We start from the raw sequence: 17,849 nt of genomic DNA on the forward strand, positions 1-17,849 counted from the left end.
ATATATTTTTAAATCAATTAATTTTGTGTATCCATCTTTCCAATCTGTACTTGCAACTGTCCCAGTGCTTTTTCAGGGGTCACATGATTAGCCGTCATTTGACCGATGGATTTATTTAAGGCGGAGAAATACTGTTCGTACCCGATAAATGCTGGGTCTTGGAAACCAAAACTAAGTGACCGTACCGCGGCCTTTGCAGTCGGATTCTTTACTAAGTAATTTTGGTAATCAGTATCTTTTTGAGCCGATTTGGTCAACGGCACGTAACCCGTTTTTTCTGCCCAACTAATGGTTTGCTTCTTGCTCATTAAATATTTTACAAAGGCAGCGGCGCCTTTACGTTGTGATTTTGAAGCAGATTTAAACATTACAATATCATTTCCTGCCATTCCTGCTGACTTTTTACCCTTATAACTTGGTAATGACGTTGTACTCCAGTGCAAATTTTTAGGTGTGGACGCCTGAAGTGTCGAAATTGCAGCCGAAGAACCACTGTAGAAGAGGGTTTTACCTTCAAAAAAATTTGTGCTTCCATACCCATCTGTCCCAGCGGTTGTGGCTGTTCCATTCTGGAGCATATCCCAAATCACATGTGTAGCGGTCAGTGTTTGTTTTTTCCCCAAATTAGTCTTTAGTTTATTGGTAAGTAGTGGTGTGCCGGCCTGCCGGCAAAGGCCTCCCAATTCAGTTAAAAAGCTCTGATCAAATGCTATTGCAGTGATTCCTCTTGCTTTGAGCTTTATACCATCTTTTTGAATATCTGTCCAAGTGGCAGGGACACTGAGACCATATTTTTTTAATAAGTCTTTGTTGTAAAACAAAATACGTACTGATTTTGAAAACGGCATTGCATAATATTTACCTTGGTAGGTACTTGATTGTAAAAATACTGGATAAATATCACTGAGGTCGGATTTACTGATGTAGGAATTAAACGGGGTGATAAACCCACCACGGACGTATTCCGGAACATTAGTATATGCAGTTTGTGCAATCGTAGGCAGTGTCTTGGACTTAGCCGCGGCGGTAATTTTTTGTTGGACACTGGCAAAGTCACCTTGTGAGCTTCCCACAACTTGATATTTTGATTGAGATTCATTGAAATTACGAATGATTTTATTTAAGGCAGTTTTGCGGTCACCAGTCATGCCATGCCAAAAAGTGATTTTGACCCGATTTGTTGAGGTGTTGGCCTGTTTACTGGCACAGGCACTGAATGTAGTGATGATTGCTAGTGCAAAAAAGCTGAGTAAAAGTAGATGACGTAATCGTTTCATGATAATTATCCTTTCAAATCGGCTTTAGTAATGCCGGCAATAATGTATTTTTGAAGCAGTAAGTACAAAACTAGTAACGGTAAAATAACAAATAAAGTGGCGGCCATTAATAACGGGTAGTTGGTGCCTACTTCACTGGTAAAAGCAGTTAGACCTACTGGTAATGTTCGTAATCGATCTGAATTGGTGACAATCAGTGGCCACATGAAAGAATTCCAAGAACCAATAATTTGTAAAACTGCGACGGCTGTGATGGTGGTGCGATTGGCGGGTACCAAAATGTGCCAAAGATACTGCCAGTCATTGGCACCATCAATGCGCGCGGCATAGTAGGTCGATCGGGGTTGCGCTTGGAAAGCTTGACGCAAAACAAACATCGTAAAAATACTGGCAAGCCAAGGAACAATTAAGGCAGCGTAGGTATCGATCCAATGTAAATGGGCTAACGTAACAAAGTTTGGGATTAAAAGTAGTTCACCCGGAACCATCATTAAAGCAATCAGAACTGCAAAAAGCGTTCGCCGTCCATAAAATTGCAGGTGGGTAAAAGCAAATGCAGCCAAAATACTGGTGAATAATTGGCCTAGGGTAGTTACACTGGTTACAAGCAATGAATTGAGATAGTAACGGGCAAACGGAGCAGCATGCCAAGCCTTGACATAGTTAGTCCATTGCAAAGTTTTCGGTAACCACATTTTTGGGATGACAATGGCTTCGGCTGGCGTTTTTAAGCTCGTCACAAGCATCCAGATAAAAGGGAGGAGCATAACAGCAGCTCCGAGGCTGAGTAACGTATAGCTAATGATATTTTTGCAAGCTTTCTTCATAACTGGTTACCACCTAATAGTTTAGCGTGACGGCGAAAATACCAGCATGCCAGAATAGTTACAATGGCAATGAACCCAAACAGGACAATGCCACTAGCAGCTGCGACTGTGTACTGGTTTTCAACATAAAATTTTTGATATAGATAATACATCATAGTCAGATCCGCATTTGCCGGTCCGGCAGTACCATGAAATAACGCAAAAACCTGATCAAAAACTTTGAAACTAGTGATAATTGCGTTAACGGTGACTAAAACGATAGTTGATGTTAACAATGGCCATGTGATATTTGTAAGCTGCTGTTTGGAACTAGCGCCATCAACACTGGCGGCTCTGTAATACCGACGATCAATGTTATTGAGACCAGCCAAAAACAAAATGATATTAAACCCTAATTCTCGCCAAATGCAGACGATGATTAATGCAATTAGGGAGTAACGAGGATTGTTTAACCAATCAATCGGGTGAACGCCAAAGCAACTTAATAGTTGATTTAGTAAGCCATGATTGTAGTGAAAAATCCAGTTCCAAACTAAAGCAATGGCCACAGTTGAGGTTACGAAAGGTAAAAAATAAATTGTACGAAAAAAGCTTGCTAACCGGTTGATACGATTAAGTAGCAGGGCGATTCCCAAAGATAGCAGAACAGTTACAGGGACCACAATGACGACAAAAATAAGGGTATTGCGGACTGCTAAATGAAAATCAGGATCGTGCCAAAGATAAACGAAATTTGCGCCACCTAATGCACTGACTTTGTTTGTGAAGTAATTATATTTGGTGTAAAAACTCATCAAAAAAGAACTGATTAGTGGCCAGATCGTGAATACCAAGGTAATGATTAATAAAGGTGCAAGGTACAGTAACGCTTTAAAGGTAGACTTTAGCGTTGGCTTGGCGTTAATCATGTTCATCACCTGCCCAAATACATTCACCATCGCGGTTAAATAGGTAGCAACCCTTCGCAAGCACATAGACTGAAATGGCCTGTGAACTGGCGGTAGTCTCAGAAATTGCTGTGCTGATTAATTGACTGGTTTGAAAACAGATATGGGTTCGTATTTCACGTCCAAATTGATTCTGTTTTTCAATTATTGCTGGAATTTTGGCAATGACGGGTTGCTCTATGGAATTTAGTGAAACAGCTTCACTGCGAATCCCAATGGTTGTAGCTTTGACCAAAATATCGTCTGGAATCGTGGGTGTTATGTATGGTTTGAACTCTGCAATGGGAATTAGATTAATTTTTGGTGTCCCCACGAATTGAGCGACAAAGAGATTATGTGGGTGATGATACAACTCAGTTCCAGTACCAATTTGTTGAATTTGACCATTAGCAAGCACGATGATTTTATCAGCAATTTGTAAGGCGTCACTTTGATCATGGGTCACAAAAACCGTGGTCACACCGGTAGTTTGTTGGATTCGGCGAATTTCATCACGTAATTCGATTCGCAAAGTAGCATCAAGGTTTGACAGTGGTTCATCCAACAATAAAATTGCCGGATCTTTAGCCAAGGCCCGGGCAATGGCAACGCGTTGCTGTTGGCCACCAGAAAGTTCACGAGGTAATTTAGCTAATTGTGTTTCAACATGAACTAACTTAGCAAGCTTTTGGGCTTGTTTGCGACGCGCTGATTTTTTAACGTGCGCCATTTTAAAGGGAAAGGCGATATTATCCAGCACACTTAAATGCGGATATAGTGCATAATCTTGAAACACCATCCCGATATTGCGAGCACGGACGTCTTGTTTGGTGACGTCTGACTCATTAAACAAAATTTTTCCAGTCGTGGGCGTTAGAAGCCCAGCTATTAAATTAAGCATCGTCGTTTTTCCGCTCCCACTTGGGCCAAGCAGCGCAACTAATTCACCGTCATTAAATGTGCAGTTGAGACGTTCAAAAATATTATGATGTTTTTCATAAGTTAGTTTGATGTCTTGAAGTTTGACCTGCATGCTGGAATCCTTCTTCCCGATTTGGCGCTCTTTGTACCCGCTTATACGCTCTGTATAGAGTATAGCAATAAAAAAGGGCTTGAGGTTATCATATTATAATAAAAAACCTATTTTTTTGAACAATAATTTATAGCATGATTCGAAAAGTGCCAATCTATTGAATAAGATTGGCACTTTTTGTGCACAGGATAATCAAAAGTATTCAAAAATTATATTTTAAAAAGTGATAAGCTATATAGCATAGGGGAGATATTATTATATTATGAAAAAATTCGTGTTTTATCTTAGCACTTTTTTAGTGTTATTTGGTTTGATCTATACATATCAAGGAATTTCGGTTCAAGCTTCAACGGCAGATTCCGTAAGCTCTTCAAGTTCATCGGCTTCAAACGAGCCTTCTCAATCAGAATCCATCAAGGCATCTTCATCAGCAGAAGGATCATCAGCGGTGGTGCCAAAGCTAAATTTGACGGGAAGTTCAACGGTTATCATTGGAGCTAACGATCAGTTAAAAGGAAATGTCACAAACGTAAAGAATGCTAAACCAGTTTGGTCTTCAAGTCGATCTGACATCGCTACGGTCACCCAAAAAGGACTTGTAAAAGGTAAAAGAGCTGGTAAAACAACAATTACACTTACTTATCAAGGGCAAACAAAACAAATTGTGGTGACTGTTCCAAGGCCTAATTTGAGTCTTACAGGGAGTTCTGCTGTCAATGTTGGGGCTAGTAAACAGTTAAAAGGCAAAATTACTAACGTAAAAAACGCTCATTTTTCGTGGAAATCTAACCATGCCAGTATTGTGAGTGTTTCCAAAAACGGATTGATAAATGGAAAGAGGGCCGGTAAAGCGACAATTACAGTTGCTTGCCAAGGAATTACTAAAAAAATTACGGTTAACGTTTCCCAGCAAGGCAGTTCTACGCTGAATAGCCAATTTAAGAAGGCTCGTGCAGGTAAAACGGTAACCTTGGTTGGAAACTTTAAAATGAGTTCCAACGTTAAATTACCACTGGCTTCAAATGTGCATGTTAACGCAACTAAGGCAACTTTCACTGGGAAATCTGGTTTCTTTTATAGCGTGTTAGGTCGGGGACTAAACTGGCGTGGCGGGATATTTTATGGTGGCGGCCATGAATTTCGTTTGCTACGAATTAGCAAAGCCACGTTTAACGGACTAACTTTCCATCAAGCCTGTGGAATTGGTGGTCACATCTTTGATTTGATGGGTTGCTCACATGTTTCAATTACAAAAAGCCACTTCTATGGCTATGGACACACTTTGAGTACCAAAGTTATGCGTAAAAATGGGAACCATGGTGAATACGGTGAATCGATTCAAACCGACTATGCTAATTTTAATAGTGGTGGTCCTGGTTTTAATAAGTATGGGAAGGGTCATTTTAACGGCGCCCCATCGACGTATATTACAGTTACGCACAATACCTGGGCACCGGAATATAGCGGAAAAAAGTTGGTTTCATTAGCCCAAGTTGCAATTGGTCAACATGATACGATTAGCAGTAATCGACGGATGATTGCCCACATTACATTTTCTGACAACACGGTTAAAAATGCGGTTCGTTTAAGTGGCATGGGTGCAGATGTTACGTATTTTGGAGCTCCGGTTCATTTTGAGTCTTCGAAATCATTGACAGTTACGCATAATACTTTCAGTACGACGTTAAAACGAGCACGTCCAGAAAATGGAATTATCATTTCCAATCAGTATGGTCACATGCCGCATACGACTTCGGTTTCAATTCAAAATAATTCATTTACCGGCTATCATGCCAGTCGATCAGCGATTCAATTATACGCACGAAGGGGCCATTCGATTACTGGCGTTAAAGTAAAACGGAATGCCACCCATGGGATGCGCTTGATCAGACGGTTTGGCAACACAAAAGTTAGTTATTAAAAGGTTGAAAGTACAAAAATGGTTTCAGTCACTGCTATTAACTATTAAGTAGTTTAGTCCACCAAAATCAAGTTAATTGCCGCTCTCCGGCTCACTTGGCCTGGAGCGGGGTGCGAGTTCTTGCGGCTATCTTTGCCACTAGAATCGACAGCGTATGAAGCATTGCGGGTTTTCGGTACGAAAACCGACCTTTATGCGTAATAGCGGGCACGATTTGAAGCCAAGAAAGTCACTTATCTTCAAACTCGACCTTTATCTAAGCGAAAATCGCTAAGATAAATTTCACCCCTGAGGCCAAAACGCCTCCGACCTGGTGAAGTCGTTGTCTTTAGATAGCCCGTATGAACGTTATCATAACAAGCTTTTCGCTAAATATAATTAGTTTTAAAAATTTAAACAGTCTGGAAGCAAATGGGCTCAGTAGTGTCGTTTGTCTTAGCAATTTATTGCTTAGATAAAGGCCGAGCTTAGAGACGTGTATTTCGGCTCTAAGTCGTGCCCACTACGTTCCAGCCCAAATTGCTGGAAGACGAAATCTAAACTAATTTTCTTATTGTGAGCCCTTTTTACCAGGCATTTAGGTAAAACTTTGTACTTTCAACCTTTAGTTATTAGAAAGCACATAAAAGGCCTCCACTTCGCTTTGAAATGGAGGCCTTTTACGTATTTATTTAAGCTAAAACTTGTTTCAAGACTTTGGCAAAACCTTCTGGTAATTGGGCGTAACCCAAGTGACCACCAGGAATTTGTGTGACTGGTACATTTACCTTAGTTGAAATATCTTTGGTGACTTCAACTGGGAATGAGTTGTGTGAATCCGTACCAACAAGCAAAACGAGCTTGTCACGGTTCTTTTCGAAGATTGAAAAATCAATCTTGCGACTTGTATACTGACGGATTTCATTCACAAACCAAAAGGCTTGGCCACGTGTTTTTGCATTGGTTGCATTTACAGCAGCATCGTTGATATTAGAAACATTTGTTGCTGGTTTTGACATCATTTTAGCATCAATTGCGCCGATTCGCATAAATTCACCAAATTTTTGCATGGCTGGCATCATACCTTCAGTTTGGGCAACATCAACAACGGTTTGATTATTATCTTGTTGTTGTTTTGCATCTGATCGGAAAACGTTGATAGGTGATTCATGAATCAAAACTTTCTTGAAGATTTCAGGATAATCTTGTAGAGTTTCCATCACAACAATTGAACCGGAACTACTGCCAAGAATAGAGACGGGTTCATCACTGACGGCTTTTGCTAAAGCAGCCAAATCACTAGCATCAGTCTTGATGCGGTAAGTATCATGCGGATCGCTAATCCCATCAGGCAAAGGCTTTGTTAATTCGCTTTCACCATAGTTACGGCGGTCGTACATAACAACTTTGTAACTATCTTTCAAATAATCAGCAGCGTGGCTGAAGATGTTACCTGTCCCATTTGCACCAGGAACAAAGATTAAAACGGGGCCTTCTCCAACTGTTTCATAATGTAACGTTGCACCATCTAATTTTAATTCACTCATATTAAACACTCCTCGAATTATATTTATTTATTTAAGTTCATCCAGTAATTGTTTACCGTTCTTATAGAAAATCATTTGCTTAGTTGCTTCGGATAAGACGCCAGTATTTTCTAACTCTTTAGTTAGTTGGATAACTTGTGGTGCTGGTGTATATGGAGCGTCGGTTGCGTACAACAAATGCGTAGGATCCGAAACTTGTTGAAGCACTGGTAGTTGATGGGGAAGAACCATTCCGGCAACATCAAAGTACTGTGTTGCTAAAACACTGCCCATATCTACTTGGTCGTCTTTCAAATCAGGATTGAGTTTCTGTGCAAGTGAAAGTCGATCTGAAATAACTGGGAGTAAGGCACCAGCATGTGGAATAATGAATTTAATATTGGTATAACGAGTGAAGACACTGTGTAACACCATATTGGTGACCGCTCGGGTAGTATCAAAGAAGAATTCCATGATCGGCGCTGGCAACTCACTATTAACATCTTTTGCAATTGGTTTTGGTTCATTTGGATGCAACATAACTAGTGTTTTTTGTTCGTTTAATTTTTCCATGATGGGATCTAAACTTGGATCACCAAGATAGGTACCATTAGCGTTAGTTGGCAATGTAAAAGCAGAAGCGTGATTTGCTCGGGCACGATCAATTTCGGCAATGCTTTCATCAACATATGGAAGTGGCAATGAAGCTGCAAAACCAATTTTATCTGGATAAGTTTGCTGTTGCTTAGCACCATACTCGTTAGCTTCAGTGGCTAAATCGCTAGTTTTACCAGCATCGTTTGTATTTGAAATATGTGGTGAAGATAGTGAAATAATGGAATACTCAACATTATTGTCGGCCATTGTTTTTAAAGTTGAATCAATTGTGTAGTCAGGTGTTTTAACACCGTCGCCATGATCATCGAAATAAGTTTTTAGAAATGATTTGAAACCTGGTGAGAGATAATGTGCATGAAAATCAATTTTTTTATACATATAAAAGCTTCCTTTCGTTGTTAAAGGTTGATTTAATTAATTCACACTGTGTATAATAAACTCACGGTGTGAATATGTCAACAAAAAAAGATCGGAGAAATTAAAAATGGCACGAAAAACTAATTTATCAACAGCAATTGTTATTCGAAAGGCTTATGAAATAGTGCAAGCAGGCGATTTTAACGATTTATCTTATCGAGGGCTTGCGCGTGAATTGAATGTTCAACCGCAAACTTTGTATCGATATGTGGCTAATATAGAAGAACTTCAAATAAAAGTAGTACTAGTTTTTCTAAATCAATTGATCGATTATGCGCAGGATGCGGTGATTGGATTGAGTGGCGAAGAAGCAATTTTAGCCTTTGCGAGGGCAATATTTGAATTTTCGGAACAAAATCATTCACTAAACAGCATGTTAACGCTGGTAAGTAAAATTAAGGATCACGATGAAATTGTGGCAAAAATAATGGAATTAAGAGATATTCCGACTAAAATATTGCAGCGAAGTTCTAGTGATCCAAGCAAATTAAACCAACACGTTCAAATTTTAATGAGTCTTATTTTTGGTTTTATTGAATTTACAGATTTGGGGTTATATAGAGATAAAGAAAAGATGACGGAGACTTTAATAGCAGGAATGAAAGAAGCTATTGTGAATTGGTAAAAAGTGAGTGGATTGAAACGGGAGCTATAAAGATATAAGGACGACGATAGCGGGATGGCATCCCGCGGTAAGGCGTGCTTATATCTTTATAGCTGTTTCAAGAAACTGTCCTAAAAAAGTGAGTGGATTGAAACGGGAGCTATAGAGATATAAGGGCGACGATAGCGGGATGGTATCCCGCGGTAAGACGTGCTTATATCTCTATAGGTGTTTCAAGAAGCTGTCCTAAAAAACGTGGAAAACAAGGCCGAATAATCCGCCTTATTTCCCACGTTTTTTAAATAGCAAAGATTCTCTATTTGCGTTTATAATCTAATTTTACTTTTTCTCAATTTCTGTTTTAACAAACCCAGCTTTTTCTATCAAACGAGTGCTCTCTTTTAAATGATGGATTAGGGCTTCTTGATCGTTGGCATCTAGGGAGCCGACGAGACGTTGAATTCGCGACTGAATGAGCTCCATATGCTTTTTTATAATTCTTTTGCCTTTTTGGGTTTGTTGAACATTGATGACACGCCGGTTTTTCTCATTATGGTGACGATGAACAAGGCCACGTTCTTCAAGCGTATTGACGATCCGTGTGAGCTGAGGTCTGGTGATACCAACACTTTGGGCAAGCTGCGTCATAGTGATTCCTGAATGTTGATAGACGTTTCTTAACGTGGTTGCTTGTAGATTTGTGAGCCCAAACTCGTCTAAAGATCGACTTTGTGAAATGACTTGGGCAAAAGTTTGAAAAAATTTTGCGAAAATATCACTACTGGTGGATTCTGTTTCCATTTGTTAACTCTCCCATTTTTTAAATAAAAATTTAAGCATTGTTAATAGTTGACAATTATGAAGTATGTGCTTATAGTTAACAATTGTCAAACGTAAATAATCAAAAAATAATTATAAAAGAGGATATGCCGTTGTTAAAATTAAGTCACATCAACAAATATTACCACGTTGGCGACACTGTCACAAAGGCACAAGATGATGTTTCAGTCGAATTCCGCAAACAAGAATTTGTCGCAATTCTCGGTCCTAGTGGATCAGGGAAAACAACCATGCTGAACATTATTGGCGGGTTGGATCGCTATGATTCTGGTGATCTTCTTATTAAAGGAAAATCTACCAAAAATTTTAAAGATTCTGAATGGGATGCTTATCGAAATAATTCTGTCGGTTTTATTTTTCAGTCCTACAATCTAATTTCACATCTTTCGATTATGGAAAATGTGGAGATGGGAATGACATTAAGTGGTGTTCCCGCTGCGCAAAAGAAAAAGCAAGCGACTGACGCCTTAATTCGAGTTGGTTTAAAAGATCAAATGTATAAACAACCAAATCAACTTTCCGGTGGTCAAATGCAGCGGGTAGCGATTGCACGGGCAATTGCCAATGATCCAGAGATTCTCCTTGCAGACGAACCAACGGGGGCTTTGGATTCCGAAACAAGTGACGAAATTATGCAGTTGATCCGTGATTTAAGTAAGGATCGCCTTGTCATCATGGTCACTCATAATCCAGATCTTGCGAACAAGTATGCAGATCGGATTATCAATTTTGCGGATGGCCAAATACAAAACGATTCCAATCCGTTTGAAGAAGAACAGAAACAGTCTGATTTTTCATTAAACAACACCAAAATGAGTTATTGGACGGCTCTTAAACTTTCCTATACAAATATTCGAACCAAAAAAGGACGAACGTTCCTGACCGTGTTTGCCTCAAGTATCGGGATTATTAGTATTGCGGTTGTTTTGGCTCTTTCAAATGGGTTCCAAAAGCAAGTGGATCAAACGCAAAGTAATGCCTTATCGACAATGCCAGTGACGGTCTCGCCCACTAGTAACGATCCGAGTGCGATGAGTTCAAGTAGTAGTGGCAGTTCTGATAATTCTAATAATAAGGCTGCTAAGAATAATCAAGTGTTGGCAGAAAAAAGTGCTGAAGATAAAGCACAACATACAAATAAAATTACAACTGACTATCTTGACTATTTGAATAAAATGCCTAAAAAAGATGCTAAAAACATTGCGGTGAGTTACGGGACCGGAATGAATTTATTACGCGAAGTTAATGGCAAATACAAGCCAGTGACGTTTTCAACGAATGATCCTGACAGTTCCTCAACTAGTGCAAGAGCCGCGATGAGTGCTTCAACAGGGATGAATGGTAGTGTTTATCCAGTGGAACGGAATGGCAAACAAAGTTTCTTGAGAACTTACTATAAAGTGCTTTCGGGAAGTTATCCAACGAAATCAACTGACATTGTGTTGGTTGTGGATAAAGATAACACCGTGAACATTAATGCATTAAAGAATCTTGGTTTTAATGTAAAAGAAGGCCAGAAGTACAATTATAAAGATTTAGTGGGTACAAAAATTAAGGTAGTTGCAAATGATGATTACTATACAAAACTACCTACTGGTAATTATGTTTCTGGAACCGATTATTCAAAAATGGCTGCTAAAGCGAATACGAAGACTTTAACGGTTAAAGGAATCCTGCGGGTAAAGAAATCTGGTAATTCAGACGGGATTCTCACAAACGGGATTGCCTACAGTGCTAATTTAACCAAAGATGTCTTAAACGCTAATAAGGATTCGAAGGTTGTGGCTGCTCAAAAGAAGAGCGACAACAATGTGATGACTGGCCAAAAAATGGATAAAGCTGCTCGCTCGGCAATTTTGACAACGCTTGGTGGTGATTCAACCCCAACCAATATTCAAATTTATCCAACTAAGTTTAAACAAAAAGATAAAGTTCTTTCCTATTTAGATAAATACAATCAGGGTAAGAGCAAGTCAAACAAGGTCGTTTATACGGATTTGGCAAGCACCATTTCTAGCATGACTGGGGGCATCATGGACGCGATTACGTACGTCTTAGTCGCCTTCGCCGGAATTTCATTGATCACTTCCATGATTATGATTTCGATTATCACATACACAAGTGTCTTGGAACGGACAAAAGAAATTGGTGTATTAAAAGCCTTAGGTGCCCGTAAAAAAGATATTACGCGTGTCTTTGATGCCGAAACGTTTATCTTAGGATTCGGTGCCGGTGTATTTGGAATTGTCGTTGCTTGGGCGTTAACTTTCCCAATCAATGCAATTTTGGAAAATGTGACCGGACTAGCCGGAGTTGCGGTATTGAACCCAACCCAGGCCGTTATCTTAGTGATTGTTTCGACTGTATTGACCATGTTGGGTGGCCACATTCCAGCCCGGATGGCAGCAAAGAAAGATGCAGCCGTTGCGTTACGAGCAGAATAAGTTAAAAAATTTGAGAGGAAGATTCATGATGACATTTGAAAATCAAAGACCCACAACAAATACAGTTGAAGAGATGCTAGACAAACAGCAGATTACTGAATTAGTGCAATATGAGCGATACGCTCGGGACTATGGTTTATGGGATGGCATGGCCACATGCTATACCGATGATGCGACGATTGAAATTTCTTGGTATAAAGGTGACATTAAGGGCTTTTTGAAGGCTTCGAAACCATCCCCTGATGCGCAAACTGATTCCTTACCAGCCCATAAATTACACGAAACCCTTGTGTGGTTGAATGGTGATAAGGCTGTGGCGGTCATTGTAACAACTATGACAGGTCGGACACCCGTTCAAGGCAAAACAATGGATAATTTGATCTACGTTCGATTAGTTTATTCAGTAAAGAAAGTTAATGGCGAGTGGAAAGTTTACAGTATGACTCCTGTTTATGAGCGTGATACCTTATTACCAGTTACTCCAGATGATGTGAAACCTGTTGAAGGTGCGCGTGATAGCTACAAGAACCTCGCAATTGTTTTGAAAGGCATGGGTGTTAAAGCTAGCGATGATTTGCCTGGGTTGGACGAACCCAAGTCAGTTAATAAATTTTTGACGCAAGTTAACGACTGGTTTAATAAATAATAAGTAACTTTTAAACGTCAATATAAAGAAATTGGAGGATTATGATGAGAAAAATTATTACCGTCGAAGAGCATTACGAAATTCCTGCTCCAGCAACAAAAGGCAATTTTAAAACGCAGGTTAATGCCAAAGGTGAAAATCCGAGTGCAGTTACGCAACTGTTGACTGATTTTGATCAAAAACTGAAGTATATGGATAAATACGGCATTACGATGCAAGTGATTTCCAATGCTGGTCATTCTCCTCAATTACTTGATGACGTTAAGGAATCAATTGCTGGTTGTCGTAAATCCAATGACTTCTTGGCAGAACAGGTCAAAAAACATCCGGATCGTTTTGCCGGACTGGCTGTCCTTCCAGTTGGTGATCCTGATGCGGCCGCAGAAGAACTCAAGCGTTCAATTAATGAGTTAGGATTAAGTGGAGCGTTGATTGCTGGTGTGCCAAATGGTCATTTTCTGGATGAGCCACAATATTTACCGATTTTTGCCGAAGCTGAAGAGTTGAATGTGCCGCTGTATCTACATCCCGGAATGATTAGTAAAGCTGAACGTGACCTCTTGTATAAGAGTCCCTCTTATTCAGATAAACTTGGCGATATGATTGGACTAGCAGGGTGGGGTTGGCATATTGAATCCGGAACTCAAATGATTCGGTTAATTGCCTCTGGATTGTTTGATAAGTATCCTAACTTACATTTAGTCTCCGGCCATTGGGGTGAAAATGTCCCTAATTTTTTGGAACGATTAGACGAATTTACTGGAATGGTTCATCCACCTTTGGATCGTAAATTTTCTGATTATTATCGTGACAACGTTTATGTAACGGCATCGGGGATGTTTACTGAACCTCAGATGACTTTAGCTCTATCAGAAATGGGCCCAGATCATGTTTTATGGGCCGAAGATTTTCCTTTCCTTCAGCGTAAAGAACAAGTTGCAGATTTTTTGGAAAATGCCAAAATTGATGAGGAAACGAAAGACAAAATTTCTCATCAAAATAGTGAAAAATTGTTTAACTTAAAATAATAACCATAATCTAATTTAGAAAGACTGACGCATGTAGGTTCGGTCTTTTTAGATTCAACTAAAAGGATGGCAAAACAAATGGCAGAAAAAGAAATCATTACCTTAATCACTGGTGCTAATAAAGGAATTGGATTTGCTACAGCGGAAGGCTTAGGTAAATTAGGGCAGCACATTTTAGTTGGCGCACGCGATGCTAAACGTGGCCAAAATGCGGTTGAAAAATTGCAGGCAGAGGGGTATAAAGCGACATTTATTCAATTAGATGTGACGAATAAAGCTCAAATTCAGAATGCTGCTGATGAAATCAAACAAAAGTTTGGTTACTTAAGCGTTTTGGTTAATAACGCTGGAATCACACTTGGTCATCATACAAAAGCTTCAGAAATGAGCACTGATGAAATTCGTAAGATTTTTGATGTCAATTTCTTTGGTTTACTTGATGTAACGCAAGCGATGGTTCCTTTACTGAAAAAAGGACGACCGGCAAAAATTGTAAATGTGTCTAGTGACATGGGTTCTTTAGGGTTAGCAACGGATCCCCAATCACGTTTTTACCGTATTTCATCAGTTGGGTACCAAGCATCTAAGGCTGCGGCAAATTTTGCAACGATCGATTTCAGTAAAGAATTATCGGCTAGTGATATTATAGTTAACGCGGTAAATCCTGGTGCAACAAACACTGAGTTTGGTGGGCGACCAAAAGGATTAAAAATTCCAGGTATGAATAGTGTAGAGGCCGGAGCTGCTCAGATTGTCAAAATGGCTAGCCTACCATTTGATGAGAAAGTAACTGGTACGTTTACGGAAAATGTGGGAACATTACCTTGGTAAAAGACATAGGAGGATAAAAAACATGGCAGCACTTGAGATTAATGGGCACACGTATTCAGAATTACCAATTCCAGATGATTATCATCAAGTTTACGATAAAATCGTCACACGAGATGGTGAACAAGTTCATCTTCGACGTTATCAACCGGCCAAGTTGAAAGATGAGGCACTTCAACATGAAAGAGTCGTGGTCTTATATCGTGATGATGGTTATGTGATGGCGTATAAGGCTTTGATTCATCCTAGCGATGGTAAGATGCCTAACAAAAAGCAGACATGGGAAAAGGCTGAACTTGTTTGGAAAAACGTAGATCCTGATGGAAGCTATCGTGATCGGCTTGATCGTCTGAGTACCAGTCATCAAGAACGAACTTATATTAATGATGCTGGTGAAACCATTACAGTTCCGATTACCTGGGCTAAGTATATTGATGTTGCAGATGAGGGAAACTACTGCTGGGTTGGTCTTGGTGCCAATAGTGAAGTCCTTGAATTTGAGCGGGACAGCTATTGGGACTATGCGGCTGGTCGAGAAAGTTCAGAAATGTGGAACTATGATGAATGGATTCTTGCCCGTCGTGGTGATGGTCCACAACTAGATGCGCCACTGGCTCTTGCGTAAAAGCTTGAATAAAATAAGGAAATGAGAAAAATATTTTTCTCGGTTTCCTTTTTTATTCCCAAATATTATATCTAAAACGTGGAAAATAAGGCAGATTCCTCCGCTTGCCATGCTTCTTGCGGTCTGATTTTCGACCACAAGAATGGCCAACGCCCGAAGCATGAAAGATTTTCGGAACGAAAATCATCTCCATTTGCAGAGTAGTAGCTACGATAGCAAAATGATTCCTAACCCGAATCATTAAGCTATCTAGGCTGCCATGAGAACTTGTTGCTTTAGCAACTTTAGTTCCATGGACAACGTAGTATGCTCGAAATCTAATCGCCTTATTTCCCACTCTTTTTGTTTTGAATTGAAATAATCCTTTCTTCTACCATGATGGCTATATTATAATGGGGCTAGGAGATGTTACGGATATGAATTTACTGTTTGCTATTGATAATCACGTGGTGGATCAGCTGCTCACAACCCTCTATTCAATCACGGTTAATACGCCTAACCATACCTTTGATGTGTATGTGATTCAGAAAAATAAGTTAAAGAAAACCAAAAAAATTATGACCTTTTGTCACCAATTAGGTTTAAATTACCATCCTGTTATTTTGGGAGAAACTTTCTTAAAGGACGCTCCGGTGACTGATCGCTATCCAGAAACAATTTATTATCGGTTGTTGGCCCAAGAGTATTTACCCAGCGATATGGAGCGGATCCTATACTTAGACGTCGATATTTTGGCGATTAATGATTTGTCGAAACTCTATCAGCTAGATTTAGGGAATTTTTTATATGCCGCAGCAAGTCATTCTGCGCTGTCTAATAATGTCACTGAGCCAATCAACAAATTACGACTTGGTAATTATGAAGCGGAAAGTTATTATAATTCAGGAATTATGATGCTCAATTTAAAGGCGATTCGAAGTAATGTGAAAATTGACGATATTATTGCCTATATTAATAAAAATAAAATGGCGCTTTTTTTACCAGACCAAGATGTGTTAAACGGATTGTATGGGCACCAAATTAAGAAAATTCCTGATGAACTTTATAACTTTGATGCGCGGCGCAGTCCCCTATACTACGGATTGAGTAACGGTAAGTGGGATCTTGATTGGGTAATTCAACATACAGTAATTTTGCATTTTTGTGGCCGTGATAAGCCATGGAAAAAGGATTATCATACGCGTTATGCGGGACTATATAAGCATTATGCGTATCGGGCTCAGAATATATTGCAGTAAACAAGTTAAGAAGAAAATGATTTCGGATTCGTTGGTCAAAAGACTAATAAATAGAAAGAAGACTGACTGGTCTTCTTTTTTTGTGCCTTGACAGGAGTAGATGTGCCATGTATAGTTAATCACGTAAGTAACTAACTGGTTTACTTTATGGAGGGAAATATGGCAAATATTCTGGAAGTTAAACATCTAGATAAGAGTTTTGGACGCAAAAAAGTTTTACATGATATTAATTTTACCGTGCAAAAAAGGCGCATTGTGGGGCTTGTGGGACCTAATGGAGCAGGAAAATCAACAATCATGAAAACTGTTTTAGGATTAACAGATTTTTCTAAAGGCGAAATTCTTGTTGAAGGACAAAAAGTGACGGCAACAAAACATGCGAGTTTAGAACATGTCGGAGCCTTAATTGAGTATCCCGGCATTTATCCATTTTTGAGTGGTCTCGATCACTTGCGATTATTTGCAACTGGTGATGATCAAAAGCAGCGTATTGATGAAGTAGTCACTGAATTGCGAATGACTAAATATATTAAACGAAAAGCGAAATCCTATTCTTTAGGGATGAAACAAAAACTAGGAATTGCGTTAGCTTTGGTTAATCATCCTCATTTTATCGTGTTAGATGAACCGATGAATGGTTTGGATCCGGAATCAAATAAGGATTTACGCAATATTATTACTAAATTAGCCCAAGATGGGGCAACTATTTTAATTTCTAGTCATATTTTAAGTGAACTCGAAAAGTTAGTCGATGATGTGTTGGTGATTGATAAAGGGCGCATTGTGTCGCAATCTTCCATGCAAGCGTTGATGGATCAAGGCAAGAAATACCTTGTGATTAAATCGGCTGATGATGAACACGCCAAACAGTTGTTGACTAAGGCTGGTTATACGTTGGGTGATGGTTCCGAAGTCCGGATTCTTGCAGATGAAGGTCAAAAATTAATGCCAATTCTAAAATTATATGTAGAAAATGACATCGAAATTTTGGATATTCAACATCAGCAAAGCGATTTGGAAACATCGTTATTGGCATTATTAGCTGATGATCAACTGACGGAATAGGGGGAGA

The 17,849-nt window shown here is 39.4% G+C and carries 17 protein-coding genes; 9 read left to right on the plus strand and 8 right to left on the minus strand.

The features are described 5' to 3' along the window. Positions 1-17: 17 nt before the first annotated feature. From ADU73_RS05555 to ADU73_RS05570, 4 genes are read right to left on the minus strand one after another with little or no spacing between them, the layout of a single operon-like run. Positions 18-1,277 (minus strand): ABC transporter substrate-binding protein, encoded by a 1,260-nt coding sequence (locus tag ADU73_RS05555; protein WP_046871758.1) that lies wholly within the window; start codon positions 1,275-1,277, stop codon positions 18-20. Between the two features lie 5 nt (positions 1,278-1,282). Next, positions 1,283-2,104, minus strand: coding sequence for a carbohydrate ABC transporter permease (locus ADU73_RS05560; protein WP_062913262.1), 822 nt, complete (start codon positions 2,102-2,104; stop codon positions 1,283-1,285). Continuing rightward, entirely contained in the window at positions 2,101-3,012 is a 912-nt protein-coding gene (locus tag ADU73_RS05565; protein WP_046871756.1) for a carbohydrate ABC transporter permease, read from the minus strand. The genes ADU73_RS05560 and ADU73_RS05565 overlap by 4 nt, the downstream gene beginning before the upstream one ends. After that, the gene (locus ADU73_RS05570; RefSeq protein ID WP_046871755.1) at positions 3,005-4,063 is read right to left on the minus strand and encodes an ABC transporter ATP-binding protein; all 1,059 of its coding nucleotides are present in this window, start codon (positions 4,061-4,063) and stop codon (positions 3,005-3,007) included. The genes ADU73_RS05565 and ADU73_RS05570 overlap by 8 nt, the downstream gene beginning before the upstream one ends. Before the next feature lie 262 nt (positions 4,064-4,325). Between ADU73_RS05570 and ADU73_RS05575 the strand changes: the two genes are divergently transcribed. Then, on the plus strand, positions 4,326-5,984 hold the full coding sequence (locus tag ADU73_RS05575; RefSeq protein ID WP_062913263.1) for an Ig-like domain-containing protein: 1,659 nt from the start codon (positions 4,326-4,328) through the stop codon (positions 5,982-5,984). Positions 5,985-6,655: 671 nt separating this feature from the next. Here ADU73_RS05575 and ADU73_RS05580 read toward each other — a convergent pair. Both ADU73_RS05580 and ADU73_RS05585 read right to left on the minus strand, forming a co-directional pair. Then, the gene (locus tag ADU73_RS05580; RefSeq protein WP_046871753.1) at positions 6,656-7,510 is read right to left on the minus strand and encodes an alpha/beta fold hydrolase; all 855 of its coding nucleotides are present in this window, start codon (positions 7,508-7,510) and stop codon (positions 6,656-6,658) included. A 27-nt stretch (positions 7,511-7,537) separates the two neighbouring features. Further along, the gene (locus ADU73_RS05585; protein ID WP_046871752.1) at positions 7,538-8,485 is read right to left on the minus strand and encodes an amidohydrolase family protein; all 948 of its coding nucleotides are present in this window, start codon (positions 8,483-8,485) and stop codon (positions 7,538-7,540) included. 106 nt (positions 8,486-8,591) lie between these two features. Here ADU73_RS05585 and ADU73_RS05590 point away from each other — a divergent pair, with 106 nt between their 5' ends. After that, positions 8,592-9,149 (plus strand): TetR/AcrR family transcriptional regulator, encoded by a 558-nt coding sequence (locus ADU73_RS05590; RefSeq protein WP_046871751.1) that lies wholly within the window; start codon positions 8,592-8,594, stop codon positions 9,147-9,149. Positions 9,150-9,467: 318 nt separating this feature from the next. On the opposite strand, the gene ADU73_RS05595 is transcribed toward ADU73_RS05590, so the two are convergent. Beyond that, a complete protein-coding gene (locus ADU73_RS05595) occupies positions 9,468-9,929 on the minus strand; it encodes a MarR family winged helix-turn-helix transcriptional regulator (RefSeq protein ID WP_046871750.1) in 462 nt (153 codons plus the stop codon). Between the two features lie 131 nt (positions 9,930-10,060). Here ADU73_RS05595 and ADU73_RS05600 point away from each other — a divergent pair, with 131 nt between their 5' ends. From ADU73_RS05600 to ADU73_RS05620, 5 genes are all read left to right on the plus strand, one after another. Beyond that, positions 10,061-12,412 carry an ABC transporter ATP-binding protein/permease gene (locus ADU73_RS05600; RefSeq protein ID WP_046871749.1) on the plus strand — a complete coding sequence of 784 codons (2,352 nt, stop codon included), beginning with the start codon at positions 10,061-10,063 and terminating at the stop codon, positions 12,410-12,412. Between the two features lie 25 nt (positions 12,413-12,437). Beyond that, the gene (locus ADU73_RS05605; protein ID WP_158231695.1) at positions 12,438-13,058 is read left to right on the plus strand and encodes a nuclear transport factor 2 family protein; all 621 of its coding nucleotides are present in this window, start codon (positions 12,438-12,440) and stop codon (positions 13,056-13,058) included. 44 nt (positions 13,059-13,102) lie between these two features. Next, positions 13,103-14,086, plus strand: a complete 984-nt coding sequence (locus ADU73_RS05610) for an amidohydrolase family protein (RefSeq protein ID WP_046871747.1) — start codon at positions 13,103-13,105, stop codon at positions 14,084-14,086. Between the two features lie 78 nt (positions 14,087-14,164). Continuing rightward, the gene (locus tag ADU73_RS05615) at positions 14,165-14,917 is read left to right on the plus strand and encodes an SDR family NAD(P)-dependent oxidoreductase (protein WP_046871746.1); all 753 of its coding nucleotides are present in this window, start codon (positions 14,165-14,167) and stop codon (positions 14,915-14,917) included. A 22-nt stretch (positions 14,918-14,939) separates the two neighbouring features. After that, positions 14,940-15,539, plus strand: coding sequence for a hypothetical protein (locus tag ADU73_RS05620; protein ID WP_062913264.1), 600 nt, complete (start codon positions 14,940-14,942; stop codon positions 15,537-15,539). A 52-nt stretch (positions 15,540-15,591) separates the two neighbouring features. Here ADU73_RS05620 and ADU73_RS10425 read toward each other — a convergent pair whose 3' ends face one another. Continuing rightward, positions 15,592-15,876: a hypothetical protein gene (locus ADU73_RS10425; RefSeq protein ID WP_145930486.1), complete on the minus strand. Its 285-nt coding sequence runs from the start codon at positions 15,874-15,876 to the stop codon at positions 15,592-15,594. A 79-nt stretch (positions 15,877-15,955) separates the two neighbouring features. Between ADU73_RS10425 and ADU73_RS05625 the strand changes: the two genes are divergently transcribed. Both ADU73_RS05625 and ADU73_RS05630 read left to right on the plus strand, forming a co-directional pair. Beyond that, positions 15,956-16,777 (plus strand): glycosyltransferase family 8 protein, encoded by an 822-nt coding sequence (locus ADU73_RS05625; RefSeq protein WP_046871744.1) that lies wholly within the window; start codon positions 15,956-15,958, stop codon positions 16,775-16,777. 159 nt (positions 16,778-16,936) lie between these two features. Beyond that, the gene (locus ADU73_RS05630) at positions 16,937-17,842 is read left to right on the plus strand and encodes an ABC transporter ATP-binding protein (RefSeq protein ID WP_062913265.1); all 906 of its coding nucleotides are present in this window, start codon (positions 16,937-16,939) and stop codon (positions 17,840-17,842) included. The last annotated feature ends 7 nt before the right edge of the window (positions 17,843-17,849 follow it).

The organism is Pediococcus damnosus (genome assembly GCF_001611155.1).
Lineage (GTDB): Bacteria > Bacillota > Bacilli > Lactobacillales > Lactobacillaceae > Pediococcus > Pediococcus damnosus.